11 protein-coding genes are annotated in these 15,979 nt (G+C 72.0%); 6 read left to right on the top strand and 5 right to left on the bottom strand.

Going from position 1 to position 15,979, the window contains the following annotated elements; genetic code table 11:
* Window positions 1-235 precede the first annotated feature (235 nt).
* The 5 genes from ACZ3I3_RS17090 to serA all read left to right on the top strand — a co-directional run bounded on the left by ACZ3I3_RS17090 (window position 236) and on the right by serA (window position 8,811).
* The gene (locus tag ACZ3I3_RS17090) at window positions 236-3,256 is read left to right on the top strand and encodes a putative bifunctional diguanylate cyclase/phosphodiesterase (RefSeq protein ID WP_467365806.1); all 3,021 of its coding nucleotides are present in this window, start codon (window positions 236-238) and stop codon (window positions 3,254-3,256) included.
* 231 nt (window positions 3,257-3,487) lie between these two features.
* Window positions 3,488-5,335, top strand: a complete 1,848-nt coding sequence (locus ACZ3I3_RS17085) for an acetolactate synthase large subunit (RefSeq protein ID WP_467365804.1) — start codon at window positions 3,488-3,490, stop codon at window positions 5,333-5,335.
* A gap of 21 nt (window positions 5,336-5,356) precedes the next feature.
* The gene (gene ilvN / locus ACZ3I3_RS17080; RefSeq protein WP_010048631.1) at window positions 5,357-5,881 is read left to right on the top strand and encodes an acetolactate synthase small subunit; all 525 of its coding nucleotides are present in this window, start codon (window positions 5,357-5,359) and stop codon (window positions 5,879-5,881) included.
* A gap of 121 nt (window positions 5,882-6,002) precedes the next feature.
* On the top strand, window positions 6,003-7,001 hold the full coding sequence (ilvC, locus tag ACZ3I3_RS17075; protein WP_059422798.1) for a ketol-acid reductoisomerase: 999 nt from the start codon (window positions 6,003-6,005) through the stop codon (window positions 6,999-7,001).
* Window positions 7,002-7,221: 220 nt separating this feature from the next.
* The gene (gene serA / locus ACZ3I3_RS17070) at window positions 7,222-8,811 is read left to right on the top strand and encodes a phosphoglycerate dehydrogenase (RefSeq protein WP_086565230.1); all 1,590 of its coding nucleotides are present in this window, start codon (window positions 7,222-7,224) and stop codon (window positions 8,809-8,811) included.
* A 56-nt stretch (window positions 8,812-8,867) separates the two neighbouring features.
* Here the strand turns inward: serA and ACZ3I3_RS17065 are convergent, their stop codons facing one another.
* On the bottom strand, window positions 8,868-10,409 hold the full coding sequence (locus ACZ3I3_RS17065) for an MFS transporter (RefSeq protein WP_467365801.1): 1,542 nt from the start codon (window positions 10,407-10,409) through the stop codon (window positions 8,868-8,870).
* 87 nt (window positions 10,410-10,496) lie between these two features.
* On the opposite strand from ACZ3I3_RS17065, the gene ACZ3I3_RS17060 reads away from it, so the two are divergent.
* Entirely contained in the window at window positions 10,497-11,075 is a 579-nt protein-coding gene (locus ACZ3I3_RS17060; RefSeq protein WP_467365799.1) for a TetR/AcrR family transcriptional regulator, read from the top strand.
* On the opposite strand, the gene ACZ3I3_RS17055 is transcribed toward ACZ3I3_RS17060, so the two are convergent.
* The 4 genes from ACZ3I3_RS17055 to ACZ3I3_RS17040 are packed head-to-tail and all read right to left on the bottom strand — an operon-like array spanning window position 11,062 to window position 15,962.
* On the bottom strand, window positions 11,062-11,748 hold the full coding sequence (locus tag ACZ3I3_RS17055) for an ATP-binding cassette domain-containing protein (RefSeq protein ID WP_467365797.1): 687 nt from the start codon (window positions 11,746-11,748) through the stop codon (window positions 11,062-11,064). The genes ACZ3I3_RS17060 and ACZ3I3_RS17055 overlap by 14 nt on opposite strands.
* The gene (locus ACZ3I3_RS17050) at window positions 11,745-12,713 is read right to left on the bottom strand and encodes an ABC transporter ATP-binding protein (RefSeq protein ID WP_467365795.1); all 969 of its coding nucleotides are present in this window, start codon (window positions 12,711-12,713) and stop codon (window positions 11,745-11,747) included. Before ACZ3I3_RS17050 ends, ACZ3I3_RS17055 begins: the two co-directional genes overlap by 4 nt.
* Window positions 12,703-14,472, bottom strand: a complete 1,770-nt coding sequence (locus ACZ3I3_RS17045; protein WP_467365793.1) for an ABC transporter permease subunit — start codon at window positions 14,470-14,472, stop codon at window positions 12,703-12,705. Before ACZ3I3_RS17045 ends, ACZ3I3_RS17050 begins: the two co-directional genes overlap by 11 nt.
* The gene (locus ACZ3I3_RS17040) at window positions 14,469-15,962 is read right to left on the bottom strand and encodes an ABC transporter substrate-binding protein (RefSeq protein ID WP_467365791.1); all 1,494 of its coding nucleotides are present in this window, start codon (window positions 15,960-15,962) and stop codon (window positions 14,469-14,471) included. Before ACZ3I3_RS17040 ends, ACZ3I3_RS17045 begins: the two co-directional genes overlap by 4 nt.
* Window positions 15,963-15,979: the final 17 nt, after the last annotated feature.

Genomic DNA, 15,979 nt, shown 5'->3' with positions numbered 1-15,979 from the left:
TGCACGGCCTATGGACGAGCGATCCGACCGGGCGGGGCTGCCGGCGGCGACCCTGGCGGACGGCCGCGGGCAGACGCGGTCACCACGCCGATCACGGCGGGCACCACACCCACCACAGCGACCACCACACCGACCAGAGCCATCACCGCCGCAGGCCGGGCAGCCGCAGAAGGCATGCCCAGCCGGCGCACCGGGGCCCGCGGGACCCGGGGGCGGCAGGGACCGGGAGGGTCCGGTGAGCGCGCCGCCGACCTCCGCGCCCACGCTCGACGGAGCGCTGCGGGCACAGCCTCCGTCCCCCGGGGCGCTGCTGCCCCGCACGCCGGCCCCCGGCCCCCGGCCGGGCCTGGCCCTCCAGCTCGTCCTCGCCCTGGTCTGCGCGGGATACGCCGTCGGTTCCGCGCTCGGCTGGGGTTCGGACGAAGTGGCCCTGTTCATGGGTGACTTCGGGCTGAGCGCCGCGGCGGCCACCGCCGCCGTGTCGTGCTTCCTCTACGGCCGCAGCCGCCGCACCCGCTTTCGACCCGCCTGGCTGCTGTTCGGCCTCTCCTCGGCCATGGCGTCCCTGGGCAACCTGGTCTGGGGGTGGTACGAGGTCGTCCTCGGACAGCCCGTGCCCAGCCCCAGCTACGCCGACCTGTTCTTCCTCTGCTTCGCGCCGCCCGCGATCGTCGGACTGCTCGTGCTCGCCAAGCGGCCGGTCACCAAGGCCGGCTGGGTCTGCCTCGGTCTCGACGCCTGGCTCATCGGCGGCTCACTGCTCACCCTGGCCTGGAGCCTCGCCCTCGCCCAGGCCGCGAAGTCGGAAGGGCCGAGCGTGGCGCACACCGCGCTGTCGCTGGCCTACCCGCTGCTCGACATCGCCCTGGTCAGCATGGTGCTCGCGCTGCACTTCAGGCGGTCCGCCGTGAACCGCTCCGCCGTCAACACCGCGATCGGCGCGCTCGCGCTGACCGTGATGTGCGACGCGCTGTTCACGTCACCGCTGATGCACCACGACTACCGCTCCGGCCAGCTGCTCGACGCGGGCTGGTTCGCCGGCTCGCTGCTCCTGGCGTACGCCCCGTGGGCCGCGCCCCGCACACCGGACACCGACCGGCACGGCCCGGACCGGCACAGCACGGCAGGACACACGCGCGTGGTGCACGAGCACGTGCCCGGGCAGCGCAGCGGCCCGCACCACCCTGCGCCCCTGCCCGGAGGCGAGTTCGGCCGGTATCCGGCCGCCCGGCCCATCGCCGGCTCCCTCGCCGCCCTCACGCCGTATCTCGCGGCGGCCGTGTGCACCCTGGGGATCCTCTACAACGTCCTCAACGGCCGCAGCGTCGACCGCGTCGTCCTGCTCACCGGTGGCACGGTCGTGCTCGCGCTCGTCGTGCGCCAGGGCATCATGCTCCTCGACAACATCACCCTCACCCAGGAACTGGCCCAGAAGGAGAACCACTTCCGCTCCCTGGTGCAGGGCTCCAGCGACGTCATCATGATCGCCGCGCCCAGCGGTGTCCTCAGGTACGTCTCCCCGGCCGCCGCCGGTGTGTACGGCCGCCCGGCGGAAGAGCTGGTCGGTACGGAACTGGCCAATCTCATCCACCCGGAGGACCTGGGCTGCGTCGTGCACGAGGTGCGGCGTTTCCTCGCCGCCAACCCCGTCGAGGAACCCACTACGCGCATCGAGTGCCGTTTCCGCTCGGGTGACGGAGGCTGGCTGAACGTGGAGTCGACCGTCAACCGCCATCACGGCGGCCTCATCTTCAACAGCAGGGACGTGACCGAACGGGTGCGGCTGCAGGCCCAGTTGCAGCACAACGCCGAGCACGACCCCCTCACGGACCTGCCCAACCGCGCCCTGTTCACCAAGCGCGTCCAGCACGCCCTGTCGGGCCGCCGCGCCTCCGACCGGGGCGTGGCCCTGCGGAACACGGCCGTGCTGTTCATCGATCTCGACGGCTTCAAGGCCGTCAACGACACCATCGGGCACCAGGCCGGGGACGAGCTGCTCGTCCAGGCCGCCCGCCGGCTCCAGGAGTCGGTCCGGCAGGGCGACACCGCCTCCCGGCTGGGCGGTGACGAGTTCGCGGCCCTGATCGTCGGGGACAACACCCGCGACCGCGAGGCCCGGCAGCGGCACATACTGGAACTCGCCGACCGTCTCAGGACGACGCTGTCCCAGCCGTACGTCATCGACGGCAACGATGTCCGGGTCAACGCCTCCATCGGCGTGGCCTTCGCCGAGCAGGGACTCGGCGCGGGCGAACTGCTGCGCAACGCCGACCTGGCCATGTACCGCGCCAAGGCCGGCGGCAAGGGCCGCGTCGAGCTGTACAAGCCGCAGATGCAGCAGGACGTCGTACGGAAGGCGGAGCTGGCCACGCGCCTGCGGGCCGCGCTGCACGACGGCGAGTTCAACCTGCTGCACCAGCCGGTGGTGTGCCTGGAGGACGGCCGGATCGCGTCGGTGTCCGCGCAGGCGCGCTGGCGGTCCTCCCAGGGGGTGCTGTTCACCCCGGCGGAGTTCCTGCGCGTGGCCGAGGACAGCGACAAGACCGCCGAGCTGGGCCGGTGGGTGATCGAGGAGGCCGTCGAGCAGGCCGCCGAGCGGCACGCGACCGGGCTGTCCGCGCCGGTCGTCGTCCGGATGAGCGCCCGCCGGCTGCTGGACAAGTCGATGCCGCTCGGCACGATCGAGGCGCTGCTCACGCGGCACGGGCTGCCGTCCGGGTCGCTGGTCATCGAGCTGTCCGACGCCGACCCCAGGACCGGCCTGGACGAGCTGGAGCGCCGGCTGGGTGCCCTCAGGCGGGTCGGGGTCCGGATCGCGCTCGACGGGTTCGGCAGTGGCTACGGGGCGATCACGGCCCTCAGGCGGCTGCCCGTCGACATCCTCAAGCTCGACCGCAGTCTGGTCGAGGGCGTCGTCGAGTCCGCCCGCCTGCACAAGATCACCAGTGGGCTGCTGCGCATCGCCGGCGACCTCGGGCTGAAGTCCGTGGCCGACGGGGTGGATCTGCCCGAGCAGGTCGTCGCCCTGCGCGCGATGGGCTGTACGCACGGGCAGGGCATGGCGTTCTCCGGGCCGCTCGACGAGTACCGGCTGCGCCGGGCGCTCGCTTCCGGCCACTATCCGGTGCCGCACGGACCGGCCGAACCGGCGCTCGCGGGCGGTGCCCCGCGGGTGTACAGCTCGGGTGTGTCCGCCGTCATCGGAGGCGGTACGGCCCTCCGCTCACATAATGAGACTCCCGTCCCACCCACTTGACAGTGAGTGCGTGCCGGGGAGAGGGTCTGTGCCATGCGCACCCGAATTCTCGTACTTGGACAGCGCGTCGGCTGACGCTGAGCCTCGACCGCTCAGCGACCCCACCCGGCGCGCTCCCCTCGCTTGCCTTACGGCACGAGGGGTTTTTTGTTGCACGGGCGCCTTCCGTGCAGCAGTCGAAAACCGCACAAACTTCGCAAAAAACCCTCAGCATCTGAGAAGAGAATGCCGATGACCGAGCAGGCCACCGGGGCCCATCACCCGCAGCCCCGGCCCCGATCCGGAGGACAGCACTCCGCCCCCGAGCAGGTGACGGGCGCGCAGTCCCTCATCCGCTCCCTCGAGGAGGTCGGCGCCGACACGGTATTCGGCATTCCCGGTGGTTGCATCCTTCCGGCGTACGACCCGCTGATGGACTCCACCCGCGTGCGCCACGTCCTGGTGCGCCACGAGCAGGGCGCCGGTCACGCGGCCGAGGGGTACGCGCTGGCGACCGGCAAGGTCGGCGTCTGCATGGCGACCTCGGGTCCCGGCGCGACCAACCTGGTCACCCCGATCGCCGACGCGCACATGGACTCGGTGCCGATGGTCGCGATCACCGGACAGGTGGCCTCCAAGGCGATCGGCACGGACGCCTTCCAGGAGGCGGACATCGTCGGCATCACCATGCCGATCACCAAGCACAACTTCCTCGTCACCAAGGCCGACGACATCCCGCAGGTGATCGCGCAGGCGTTCCACATCGCCTCCACCGGCCGCCCCGGCCCGGTCCTGGTCGACATCGCCAAGGACGCCCTCCAGGCGAAGACGACCTTCTCCTGGCCGCCGGCCATGGACCTGCCCGGCTACCGCCCGGTGACCAAGCCGCACGCCAAGCAGATCCGCGAGGCCGCCAAGCTCATCACCCAGGCCCGCCGGCCCGTGCTGTACGTCGGCGGCGGCGTGATCAAGGCCAAGGCCACCGCCGAGCTGAAGGTCCTCGCCGAGCTCACCGGCGCGCCCGTCACCACCACCCTGATGGCGCTCGGCGCGTTCCCCGACAACCACCCGCAGCACCTGGGCATGCCCGGCATGCACGGCTCGGTGGCCGCCGTCACCGCCCTGCAGAAGGCCGACCTGATCGTCGCCCTCGGCGCCCGCTTCGACGACCGCGTCACCGGCAAGCTGGACAGCTTCGCCCCGCACGCCAAGATCGTCCACGCCGACATCGACCCGGCCGAGATCGGCAAGAACCGCGCCGCCGACGTGCCGATCGTCGGTGACGCCCGCGAGGTCATCGCCGACCTGGTCCAGGCCGTGCAGAAGGAGCACAGCGAGGGCCACCAGGGCGACTACGGCATGTGGTGGAACGACCTGAACCGCTGGCGCGAGACCTACCCGCTCGGCTACGACCAGCCCGACGACGGCTCGCTCTCCCCGCAGCAGGTCATCGAGCGCATCGGACAGCTCGCCCCCGAGGGCACGATCTTCACGGCGGGCGTCGGCCAGCACCAGATGTGGGCCGCGCACTACATCGAGTACGACAAGCCGGGGACCTGGCTGAACTCCGGCGGCGCCGGAACCATGGGCTACGCCGTCCCGGCGGCCATGGGCGCCAAGGCCGGCGCGCCGGACAGGGCGGTCTGGGCGATCGACGGCGACGGCTGCTTCCAGATGACCAACCAGGAGCTCGCCACCTGCGCCCTGAACAACATCCCGATCAAGGTCGCCGTCATCAACAACGGCGCCCTCGGGATGGTCCGCCAGTGGCAGACCCTCTTCTACAACCAGCGGTACTCCAACACCGTGCTGCACTCCGGCCCGGACGACGTCAACCCGCAGGCCCGCGGCACCCGCGTCCCGGACTTCGTGAAGCTCTCGGAGGCCATGGGCTGCTACGCCATCCGCTGCGAGAACCCGGAGGACCTCGACAAGGTCATCGAGGAGGCGAACTCGATCAACGACCGCCCGGTCGTCGTCGACTTCGTCGTCCACGAGGACGCGATGGTCTGGCCGATGGTCGCCGCCGGCACCTCCAACGACGAGATCATGGCCGCCCGGGACGTCCGCCCCGACTTCGGCGACAACGAAGACGACTGAGCGAGAGAGACCGAAGAGATCATGTCCAAGCACACGCTCTCCGTCCTGGTGGAGAACACCCCCGGCATCCTCGCCCGGATCGCCGCGCTGTTCTCCCGCCGCGGCTTCAACATCGACTCGCTCGCCGTCGGTGTCACCGAGCACCCCGACATCTCCCGGATCACCATCGTCGTGGGGGTGGAGGACCTGCCGCTGGAGCAGGTGACCAAGCAGCTCAACAAGCTCGTCAACGTGCTCAAGATCGTCGAGCTGGAGCCGTCGCAGGCGGTGCAGCGCGAACTCGTCCTGGTGAAGGTGCGCGCCGACAACGAGACGCGCTCCCAGATCGTCGAGATCGTCCAGCTGTTCCGCGCCAAGACCGTCGACGTCTCCCCGGAGGCCGTGACCATCGAGGCCACCGGATCCGGCGAGAAGCTGTCCGCGATGCTCAAGATGCTGGAACCGTACGGCATCAAGGAGCTCGTCCAGTCCGGCACGATCGCGATCGGCCGCGGTGCCCGTTCCATCACGGACCGGTCGCTGCGCGCTCTGGACCGGTCGGCGTAAGACGGAGCACGGGCGGTCGGCGCGCCGTCGGCCGCCCGTATTCCGAGACCCTCAAGCTTCCCTTCCGCCCCCCGTCATACGGTGGGACGCAACACCTGCACTCCCGAGGAGAGAACCCAAAGTGGCCGAGCTGTTCTACGACGCCGACGCCGACCTGTCCATCATCCAGGGCCGCAAGGTCGCGGTCATCGGTTACGGCAGCCAGGGCCACGCCCACGCGCTGTCGCTCCGTGACTCGGGTGTCGACGTGCGCGTCGGTCTGCACGAGGGCTCCAAGTCCAAGGCCAAGGCCGAGGAGCAGGGCCTGCGCGTGGTGACGCCGTCGGAGGCCGCCGCCGAGGCCGACGTCATCATGATCCTCGTCCCGGACCCGATCCAGGCCCAGGTCTACGAGGAGCACATCGCCCCGAACCTGAAGGACGGCGACGCGCTGTTCTTCGGCCACGGCCTGAACATCCGCTACGGCTTCATCAAGCCCCCGGCCGGCGTGGACGTCTGCATGGTCGCCCCGAAGGGCCCGGGCCACCTGGTCCGCCGCCAGTACGAGGAGGGCCGCGGCGTTCCCTGCATCGCCGCCGTCGAGCAGGACGCCACGGGCAACGCCTTCGCGCTGGCCCTGTCGTACGCCAAGGGCATCGGCGGCACCCGCGCCGGCGTCATCAAGACGACCTTCACCGAGGAGACCGAGACCGACCTGTTCGGTGAGCAGGTCGTCCTCTGCGGTGGTACGGCCGCGCTGGTCAAGGCGGGCTTCGAGACGCTGACCGAGGCCGGCTACCAGCCGGAGATCGCCTACTTCGAGTGCCTGCACGAGCTGAAGCTGATCGTGGACCTCATGTACGAGGGCGGCCTGGAGAAGATGCGCTGGTCGATCTCCGAGACCGCCGAGTGGGGCGACTACGTCACCGGCCCGCGCATCATCACGGACGCCACCAAGGCCGAGATGAAGAAGGTCCTCGCCGAGATCCAGGACGGCACCTTCGCCCAGACCTGGATGGACGAGTACCACGGCGGTCTGAAGAAGTACAACGAGTACAAGACGCAGGACTCCGAGCACCTGCTGGAGACCACCGGCAAGGAGCTGCGCAAGCTCATGAGCTGGGTCGACGAGGAGGCGTGAGCCGCCGGGCCCGGCCGCGGCAGTGACGCCGCGGCCGGGCCCTTTCTCGTCCGGGTGATCCTTCCGCGCAGGCGTGAGACGCCCACCGTTGCACCACTACACTGCTGCATATATACGCGTCAGGCCCACAGCGTCGTGCGTCTTCCACGCGGCATGCACCCCTCCACCGCCTGCGGCCGTCGGGACGGCCGTCCGCAGCACTGGACTTGTGAGGACTCACGTGAGCTCGAAACCCGTCGTACTCATCGCTGAAGAGCTGTCGCCCGCCACCGTCGACGCCCTGGGCCCGGACTTCGAGATCCGGCACTGCAACGGCGGGGACCGAGCCGAGCTGCTCCCCGCCATCGCCGACGTGGACGCGATCCTGATCCGTTCGGCCACCAAGGTCGACGCCGAGGCGATCGCCGCCGCGAAGAAGCTCAAGGTCGTCGCGCGAGCCGGCGTCGGCCTGGACAACGTGGACGTCTCCGCCGCCACCAAGGCCGGCGTGATGGTCGTCAACGCCCCCACCTCGAACATCGTCACCGCCGCCGAGCTCGCCTGCGGTCTCCTCCTCGCCACCGCCCGTAACATCCCGCAGGCCAACGCCGCGCTGAAGAACGGCGAGTGGAAGCGCAGCAAGTACACGGGTGTGGAGCTGGCCGAGAAGACCCTCGGCGTGGTCGGCCTCGGCCGCATCGGCGCGCTCGTCGCGCAGCGCATGTCCGCCTTCGGCATGAAGGTCGTCGCCTACGACCCGTACGTGCAGCCCGCCCGCGCCGCGCAGATGGGCGTCAAGGTGCTGTCGCTGGACGAGCTGCTGGAGGTCTCCGACTTCATCACCGTCCACCTGCCGAAGACCCCCGAGACCCTCGGCCTGATCGGCGACGAGGCGCTGCGCAAGGTCAAGCCGAGCGTGCGCATCGTCAACGCCGCGCGCGGCGGGATCGTCGACGAGGAGGCGCTGTACTCCGCCCTCAAGGAGGGCCGGGTCGCCGGTGCCGGCCTCGACGTGTACGCCAAGGAGCCGTGCACCGACTCGCCGCTCTTCGAGTTCGACCAGGTCGTCGCCACCCCGCACCTCGGTGCCTCCACCGACGAGGCGCAGGAGAAGGCCGGTATCGCCGTCGCCCGATCCGTGCGTCTCGCGCTCGCCGGTGAGCTCGTGCCGGACGCGGTGAACGTGCAGGGCGGCGTCATCGCCGAGGACGTCAAGCCGGGCCTGCCGCTCGCCGAGCGCCTGGGCCGGATCTTCACCGCGCTCGCCGGCGAGGTCGCGGTCCGCCTCGACGTCGAGGTGTACGGCGAGATCACCCAGCACGACGTGAAGGTGCTGGAGCTGTCCGCCCTCAAGGGTGTCTTCGAGGACGTCGTCGACGAGACGGTGTCGTACGTCAACGCCCCGCTGTTCGCCCAGGAGCGCGGCGTCGAGGTGCGGCTGACCACCAGCTCGGAGGCGACCGAGCACCGCAACGTCGTCACGGTGCGCGGCACCCTGGCCGACGGCGAGGAGGTGTCGGTCTCCGGCACGCTCGCCGGCCCCAAGCACCTCCAGAAGATCGTCGCCGTCGGAGAGTACGACGTCGACCTCGCGCTCGCCGAGCACATGGTCGTCCTGAAGTACGAGGACCGGCCGGGTGTCGTCGGCACGGTGGGCCGCATCCTCGGTGAGGCGGGCATCAACATCGCCGGTATGCAGGTGTCGCGGGCCGTGGCCGGCGGCGAGGCGCTGGCGGTGCTGACCGTGGACGACACGGTGACCTCCGGTGTGCTGGCCGAGGTGGCGGCTGAGATCGGTGCGACCTCGGCCCGTTCGGTGAACCTGGTCTGACGCATCCCGGGGGCTGACGCCCCCGGACCCCCCGTTCGCCCCGAACGGGTTCGTCTTCACACGCCGGACGGGCTGAGTTGATCAGCTCGTCCGGCGTTTTCGCGTCCCCGGACCCGCCGCAGCGTCACCGTCGCCGCTGCCGCCGCCCCGAGCAGCAGCACCGCGCTCGTGACCGCCGCCGCGTGCATGCCGCTCGTGAAGGCCTCGCGTGCCGCCGACGCCAGGGCGTCCCCCGCGCGCCCCGGAAGCCGGTCGGCGACGGCCAGGGCGCCGCCCAGCGTCTCGCGGGCCGGAGCGGGCGCCGAGGCCGGGATCTCGTGGCGGTAGACGGCCGTGCCGATGGAGCCGAGGAACGCCATGCTCAGCGCGCCGCCGAACTCCGTGCCGGTCTCCAGCAGCGACGAGGCCGCGCCCGCCTTCTCCACCGGGGCGGCGCTCAGGGCCAGGTCGGCCACCTGGGACATGACGGCGACGACACCGCAGGCCAGGACGGCACACGCGGCCAGCAGCAGCCAGAGGGAGTCCGTGCCCGTCAGGGCCAGCAGGACATAGCCGCACGCGGTGACCGCGAAGCCTCCGCCGACGACGTACGCACGGGGAACGCCCCGCTGCACGAGCTGCGCGCTGAGCGGGGCCGCCAGTGCGATGGGCACCGACGGCAGCAGGCTCCACAGCGCTGCTTCGAGAGGGCTCTTGTCCAGGACCGACTGGATGTACTGGGTCGTGAAGTAGGCCGAGCCCATCATGCCGAACGCGGCGACGAGGTTGAGGACGACGGCCGGGCTGAAGCCTCGGCTGCGGAACAGCGCAGGCGAGATCATCGGGGACACCGCCGTGCGCTGGCGGTGGACGAACAGCGCGGCGAAGAGCATGCCGGCCGTGACCGACAGGGCGTACCGCACGTTCCAGCCCTCCGAGGCGAGCTCCTTCAGGCCGTAGATCACGGGGAGCACCGCCGCCATCGACAGGGGCACGCTCAGCCAGTCGAAGCGGCCCGGGTGCGGGCTTTTCGACTCGGGCAGCAGGACGGGCCCCAGGATCAGGAGCAGCACCATGGCGGGGAGGTTGACCAGGAAGACCGAGCCCCACCAGAAGTGCTCGACGAGCACCCCGCTCAGCACCGAGCCGAGCGCGATGCCGGCCGTCATCACACCCGACCACACGCCGATCGCCTTGGTGCGCTGCGCGGGGTCGGTGAACATCGTGCGCACCAGCGCCATCGTCGACGGCATCAGCGTCGCGCCGCCGATGCCGAGGACCGCGCGGGCGGCGATCAGGGTCTCGGCACTGTTGGCGTAGGCCGCGACCAGGGAGGCCGTGCCGAAGGCGGCGGCGCCGAACAGCAGGAGCCTGCGGCGGCCGATGCGGTCGCCGAGCGAGCCCATCGTCATCAGCAGGCCGGCCAGGACGAAGCCGTAGATGTCGAAGATCCACAGCTGTTGGGTGGCGCTCGGCTCCAGGTCGGCGCTGATCGCGGGGATCGCGAAGTACAGGACGGACACGTCCATCGAGACCAGCAGCAGCGGCAGCATCAGCACGCCGAGCGCCGTCCATTCGCGGCGGCCGGCGCGGGCCGGCGGGTTGGGGGTCGTCGTCATGGGGCAGGACTGTACGGACGTCTTAAACGCTTGTCTAGTACGGTTGTTTAAGACAGATGTCTGGATCCCGGGATAGGGTGACGGGTCATGGGACACCGTGAGGATCTGCTGGAGGGCGCGCAGCGCTGCCTGCTGGCGAAGGGCTTCCTGCGCACGACCGCGCGCGACATCGTCAAGGAGTCGGGGACCAACCTGGCGTCGATCGGCTACCACTACGGCTCGAAGGACGCGCTGCTGGCGCAGGCGTACGTCGAGATGGTGGAGGGGATGTCCGACGCCTTCGAGGGAGGCGGTGAGCTGCGCGGGGAGCCGGGGTCGCTGGAGCGGTTCACCGAGGTGTGGGCGAACATCATCTCCACCATGCGGGAGCCCGGTTCGATGTGGCGGCTCAGCATGGAGATCGTGGCCTTGGGGGATCAGCTGCCGGAGGTCCGGGAGCATCTCGCGCGGGCCCAGCGGGAGGGTGCGCGCGGCATCGTGACGCTCTTCCACGGTGGGCGGGAGGAAGACGTCCCGGAGGAGCGGGTGGACACCCTCGGCTCCTTCTATCTGACCCTGATGATGGGGCTCATGGCGCAGTGGACCTTCGATCCGAAGGGCGCGCCGGAGGCCCGGCAGCTCGCCGAGGGGCTCCGCCAGGTGATGGAGGCCGCTACCCCGAAGTGACGCTCACGCGCCCCTCGCGCATCTCGACGACCCGGTCCGCGAAGTGCCGTACGACCGCCCGGTCGTGGCAGATGAACAGGTAGCCGAGGCTCAGGTCGTCCTGGAGGTCGGCGAGCAGGTTCAGTACGCCCGCGCGTACCGACGGGTCGAGGGACGACACCGGCTCGTCGAGCGCCAGCAGCCGCGGTTCGGACGCCAGGGCGCGGGCGATGCCGGCGCGCTGGCACTGGCCGCCGGAGAGTTCGTGCGGCCGGCGGTCGCCGTACGCGGGGTCGAGGCCGACCCGGTCGAGGAGTTCGGCGACCCGGGCCGGGCCGGCGGCGGGATCCCAGCGGCCCTGCACCTTCAGCGGTTCGGCGATGGCGTCGCGGATGCGGTGGCGGGGGCTCAGTGAGCCGTACGGGTCCTGGAAGACGGGCTGCATACGGGGCCGCAGCGGGCGCAGCTCGCGTTCGGTGAGGGACGTCAACTCCCTTCCCTCGAAGCGGACTTCACCGCCGGCCGGGCGGCGCAGCTGGAGCACCGCCAGGGCCGTGGAGGACTTGCCGCAGCCGGACGGACCGCTCAGCGCGAGGGTCTCGCCGGCGACCAGGGTGAAGGACACGCCGTCCACGGCGGTGGCCTGGCCGTAGCGGACGACCAGGTCGCGGACGTCGAGCAGGGGATCGGTCATGCGGGCTGCCCCTCCTTCAGGAACAACTCGGTGGCCGGGTGGGGGAGTTCCTCCCAGCGATGGCAGGCGACCAGCCGTCCGGACACCTGCCGGGGCTCCGGCTCGTCCGTGTGGCAGGGGCCCGCCGCGAGCGGGCAGCGCGGGGCGAAGGCGCAGCCCGGCGGGAGCGTGCCCGGGGCGGGCGGGGTGCCGCGCAGGGCCGGGAGACGGCGGCCCGGGGGCGCGTGCTGCGGGAGGGACGCCAACAGGCCGGCCGTGTAGGGCGCGCGGGGGCGGGTCAACACCTCGTCCGCCGCGCCGAGTTCGGTGAGCCGCCCGGCGTACATCACCAGCATCCGGTCGGCGTGCCCGCGTACGGCGTCCATGTCGTGCGTGACCAGGACGAGCGCGGCGCCGACCGCCTCCCGCTGCTCGGCGAGCAGCCGCAGCACCTGGTCGCGGCGCTCCTCGTCGAGGGCGGTGGTGGGTTCGTCGGCGACCACGACGTCCGGTTCGTTGATCGTGGCCATGGCGATCACGGCGCGCTGCCGCATCCCGCCGGAGTACTCGTGCGGATACGCCCGCGCCTTGCGGGCCGCGTCCGGGATGCCGACGCGGTCCAGGGCCGCGACCGCCCGGGCCCGGGCCTCCTTGCCGGAGACACCGGCCACCGACCGTACGGCGGCGGCGAGTTGGTCGCCCACCCGGTGCACGGGTGACAAGGCCGACAGGGCGTCCTGCGGGACGAGGGAGATGCGCCGGCCCCGGTGGGCCGACAGGTCCGGGCTGATCGTCCCGCTCGTCGTCGCGCCGCGCGGCAGCATGCCGAGGAGCGCGCGGGCCGTGAGGGACTTGCCCGCTCCCGACTCGCCGACAATGGCCAGCACTTCGCGGGGCCGGACGTCGAAGGACAGGCCGCGCACGGCCTCGACCCCGTCGAAGGCGATCCGCAGCTCGCGTACCGACAGCAGTGGCTCAGACTTCAACGGGGATCTCCTTCGTCACGTCGACCGGAGCCGGGGCGACCCGCCGTCCCCTCCGGCCCTGTGTGAGTGCCGCGCCCGACACCGCGAGTCCCGCCAGCAGGGCCAGTGCCACCGCCGGGGCGAGGGCCGCCCACGGGGCGCGCTCCACATAGGCGCGGGACTCGTCGAGCAGCAGACCCCACTCGGGAGCGGGCGGCTGGGCGCCCAGGCCCAGGAAGCCCAGCGAGGCCAGGGCCAGGGCGATGCCCGGCAGACGCAGCAGGGCGTGGCGGGCGACCGGGGCGGCCACCGACGGCAGGACGTGCCGGGTGAGGATCCAGAACGGGCTCGCCCCGATGGCCCGTTGGGCGGTCAGGAACGCCGACGCCCGCACCTCCTGCACCAGCGCCGCCGCGTGCGCGGACAGGGCCGGCCAGGAGATCAGCGCGACCGCGAGGGCCGCGCCGCCGGTGCCCGGGCCGACGGCCGCCGCGACCAGGATGCCGACGATCACCGGGGGCAGCGCGTTGGCGATGTCCGCCGCGCCCTCCGCGATCCGGGGCAGGAAGCCCAGGGCGAGCGCGACCAGCAGGCTCAGCAGGCAGACGGCCGCGGCCGTGCCGACCGTGGAGGCGGCGCCGTGGCCGAGGCGCGCGAGCACGTCACGGCCGAGGCCGTCGGTGCCGAGCGGATGGACCCAGGAGGGCGCGGCCAGCCGGGCCATGGTGTTGACGGCGTACGGATCGCGCAGCAGGCCCCAGCCGATGGTCACGGCGAGAACGGTGAACAGCGACAACGGGATCGCGGGATGTGCGCGCACCGGCCGTGCCGGGGGCAGCGCCAGCGAGGCGTCCCGCAGGGCCGGGCCCAGCAGCCGCCGCCGGGCGAGCGCCGCCAGCGCGCCCGTGACCAGCCCGAGCGCGAGCAGCGCGAGCACCGCGCCCTGGAGCAGCGGCAGGTCCTGCGACTTGGCCGCGCCGAGCGCGGTACGGCCGATCCCCGGCACCGCGAAGACCGTCTCCACGGCGACCGCGCCACCGGTGAGCCCCACGGCGACCATCCCGAGCTGCGGGACCAGCGGCGGCAGGACCCGCCGCAGCGCCGCCCCCGCGATCCGCGCCCGGCTCACCCCGGCGGCCCGCCACAGCTCCACCCACCGCTCGTCGAGCACGGCGGGCAGCGCGTCCGCGACCAGACGGCCGAGCAGGCCGCCGCCGGGTACGCCGAGGGCCACGGCGGGCAGGACCATGTTCTCCGGCCCCACCCAGCCCGACGTCGGCAGCCACCCCAGCCACACTCCGAACACCAGCAGCACGACCGTGGCCAGCAGGAACTCGGGTATGGCGACCAGCATCGCGGCCCACGCCCCGGTCGAGGACCGGCCCCGCACCAGCACCGGTGCGACGAGGGCGCACGCGAGCAGCAGCGCCAGGCCGAGCGAGGCGCCCATCAGCGCCAGTGACACCTGGAGCCCGGAGACCACCGAGGGCAGGACGTCGGTGCCCGACACCCAGGAGGTGCCGAGGTCGCCGTGCAGCAGGTCCGAGGCCCAGTGGCCGAGCAGGGTCAGGGGCCCGGCGTCCAGACCGAGGTCCCGGCGTACGGAGTCCAGGGCCTCCTTCGTCGGGTCCTGCTCGGCGGAGCGGGCCCGCAGCACGGCGAGTGCCGGGTCCCGGCCGGAGAGCCAGGGCAGCAGGCCGACGGCGGCCAGGACGGCGATCAGGCAGAGCAGGCGGGTCAGGGTGGCGGCGTCCGCCAACCGCCGTATGCGGGCTCTCACTTGACGTGGGTGTCCGCCGTGACCAGTTCCCGCTCGCGCGGGTCGTGGGCGACACCGGTCACGCCGGCGGCGTCGCCCTGGATCACGCGCTCGTGCAGCATGGGCACGGCCGCGTCCGTGCCGAGTACGGCGGCCTCGGCGGCGATGACCGCCTTGCGCCGGGCGTCGCCGGTCGGCGTCTCGCCGGCCTTCTTCAGGGCCTTGTCCACGGCCGGGTCCGCCAGCTGGGGGATGTTGAAGGAGCCGTCGGAGGAGAAGTCGCTGTAGAGGTAGGCGGCCGGGTCGCCGGAGTCCAGGACGGTGGCGCGGGAGAGGATGAACGCGTCGAAGCGGCCCGCCAGCGCGTCGGACTCGATGTTGGCGTACTCGCGGACGTCGAGCTTCACCTTGAACCCGGCCTTCTGCAGCTGCTGTTGCAGCGCGGCGGCGACCTCGGGCAGCTCGGCGCGGTCGGTGAAGGTGCCGATGCTGATCGTCTTGCCGGCCGGGGTGCCGGCCTCGGCCCGCTTCACCGGCTTCCGAAGCTCGGCCGCCCACGGCAGGGCGGGGCCGAGCAGCCCCTCGGCGACATCGGCGCGCCCCTCGTACACGCCCTTCACGATCGACTCGGCGTCGATCGCCTCACGCGCCGCCGCCCGTAGCGCGGCGTCCTTGAAGACGCCCTTCTCGGTGTTGAGGTACAGGGTGTTGGTGCGCGGCATGGGCACCTCGGTGATCAGGTCCTGGTCCAGCACCGCCGCCTGCGAGACCGGCACCGCCTCGACGATGTCGGCCTCGCCGGTGCGCAGGGCGGCGGCCCGGGCGGTGCCGTCGGGCACGAACCGGACGTCGATGCCGGGGGCCTTGGCCTTCTTCCCCCAGTAGCCGTCGTAGCGGTCGAGGGCGGCGGAGGAGGTGCCGTTGACCTTCGTGAGCTCGAAGGGGCCGGTGCCCGCGCCGACGGGGCTGACGGTCTTCCCCCGGTAGGCCTTGGCCGCGAGGATCGACAGCTGCGGGGAGCTGAGCCGCTGCGGGACGAGGGGGTCCTCGGTGGCGGTGGTGACGGTGACCTTGTCGCCGTCGGCCTTCGCGGTCAGGTCCACGCCGTCGAGGATGCGGGGCTTGGGGGAGGCGGCGGCCGCCTTGGTGAGGGAGTTGACGACGGTTTCGGCGGTGAGCTTCGTCCCGTCGTGGAAGGTGACGCCGTCGCGCAGGGTGAAGGTCCAGCTCCGGCCGGACTGGGTCCAGTCGGTGGCCAGTGCCGGCTCGGCGTCACCGTCCGCGTCCAGTTTCACCAGGGTCTCCGCCGTGGACCAGCGCGACAGCTTGAAGGCGTCGTCCGACAGCGGGGACAGCGCCGAGCGCGGGGGCAGCATCATTGCGACGCGTAGGCGCTTGCCCCCTGCCCCGGAGTCGTCGGTGGCCGACTGCCCACCGGAGAAGCAGCCGGTGAGCAGGGCGGAGGCCGCAGTGACGGCGGCAAGGGGGATGAGTCGAGCGGGGACGCGCACGGGGACACCTCGGTCAA

The organism is Streptomyces sp. NPDC016851 (assembly GCF_055562795.1).
The sequence above is the reverse complement of the archived record's forward strand: the minus strand, read 5'-3'. Positions and strand labels throughout refer to the sequence as shown.

Coding starts and splice junctions, on each gene's coding strand:
- ACZ3I3_RS17085 (WP_467365804.1), top strand. CDS start 3,488: ATGACCGAGCAGGCCACCGGGGCCCATCACCCGCAGCCCCGGCCCCGA.
- ilvN (WP_010048631.1), top strand. CDS start 5,357: ATGTCCAAGCACACGCTCTCCGTCCTGGTGGAGAACACCCCCGGCATC.
- ACZ3I3_RS17065 (WP_467365801.1), bottom strand. CDS start 10,409: ATGACGACGACCCCCAACCCGCCGGCCCGCGCCGGCCGCCGCGAATGG.
- ACZ3I3_RS17060 (WP_467365799.1), top strand. CDS start 10,497: ATGGGACACCGTGAGGATCTGCTGGAGGGCGCGCAGCGCTGCCTGCTG.
- ACZ3I3_RS17055 (WP_467365797.1), bottom strand. CDS start 11,748: ATGACCGATCCCCTGCTCGACGTCCGCGACCTGGTCGTCCGCTACGGC.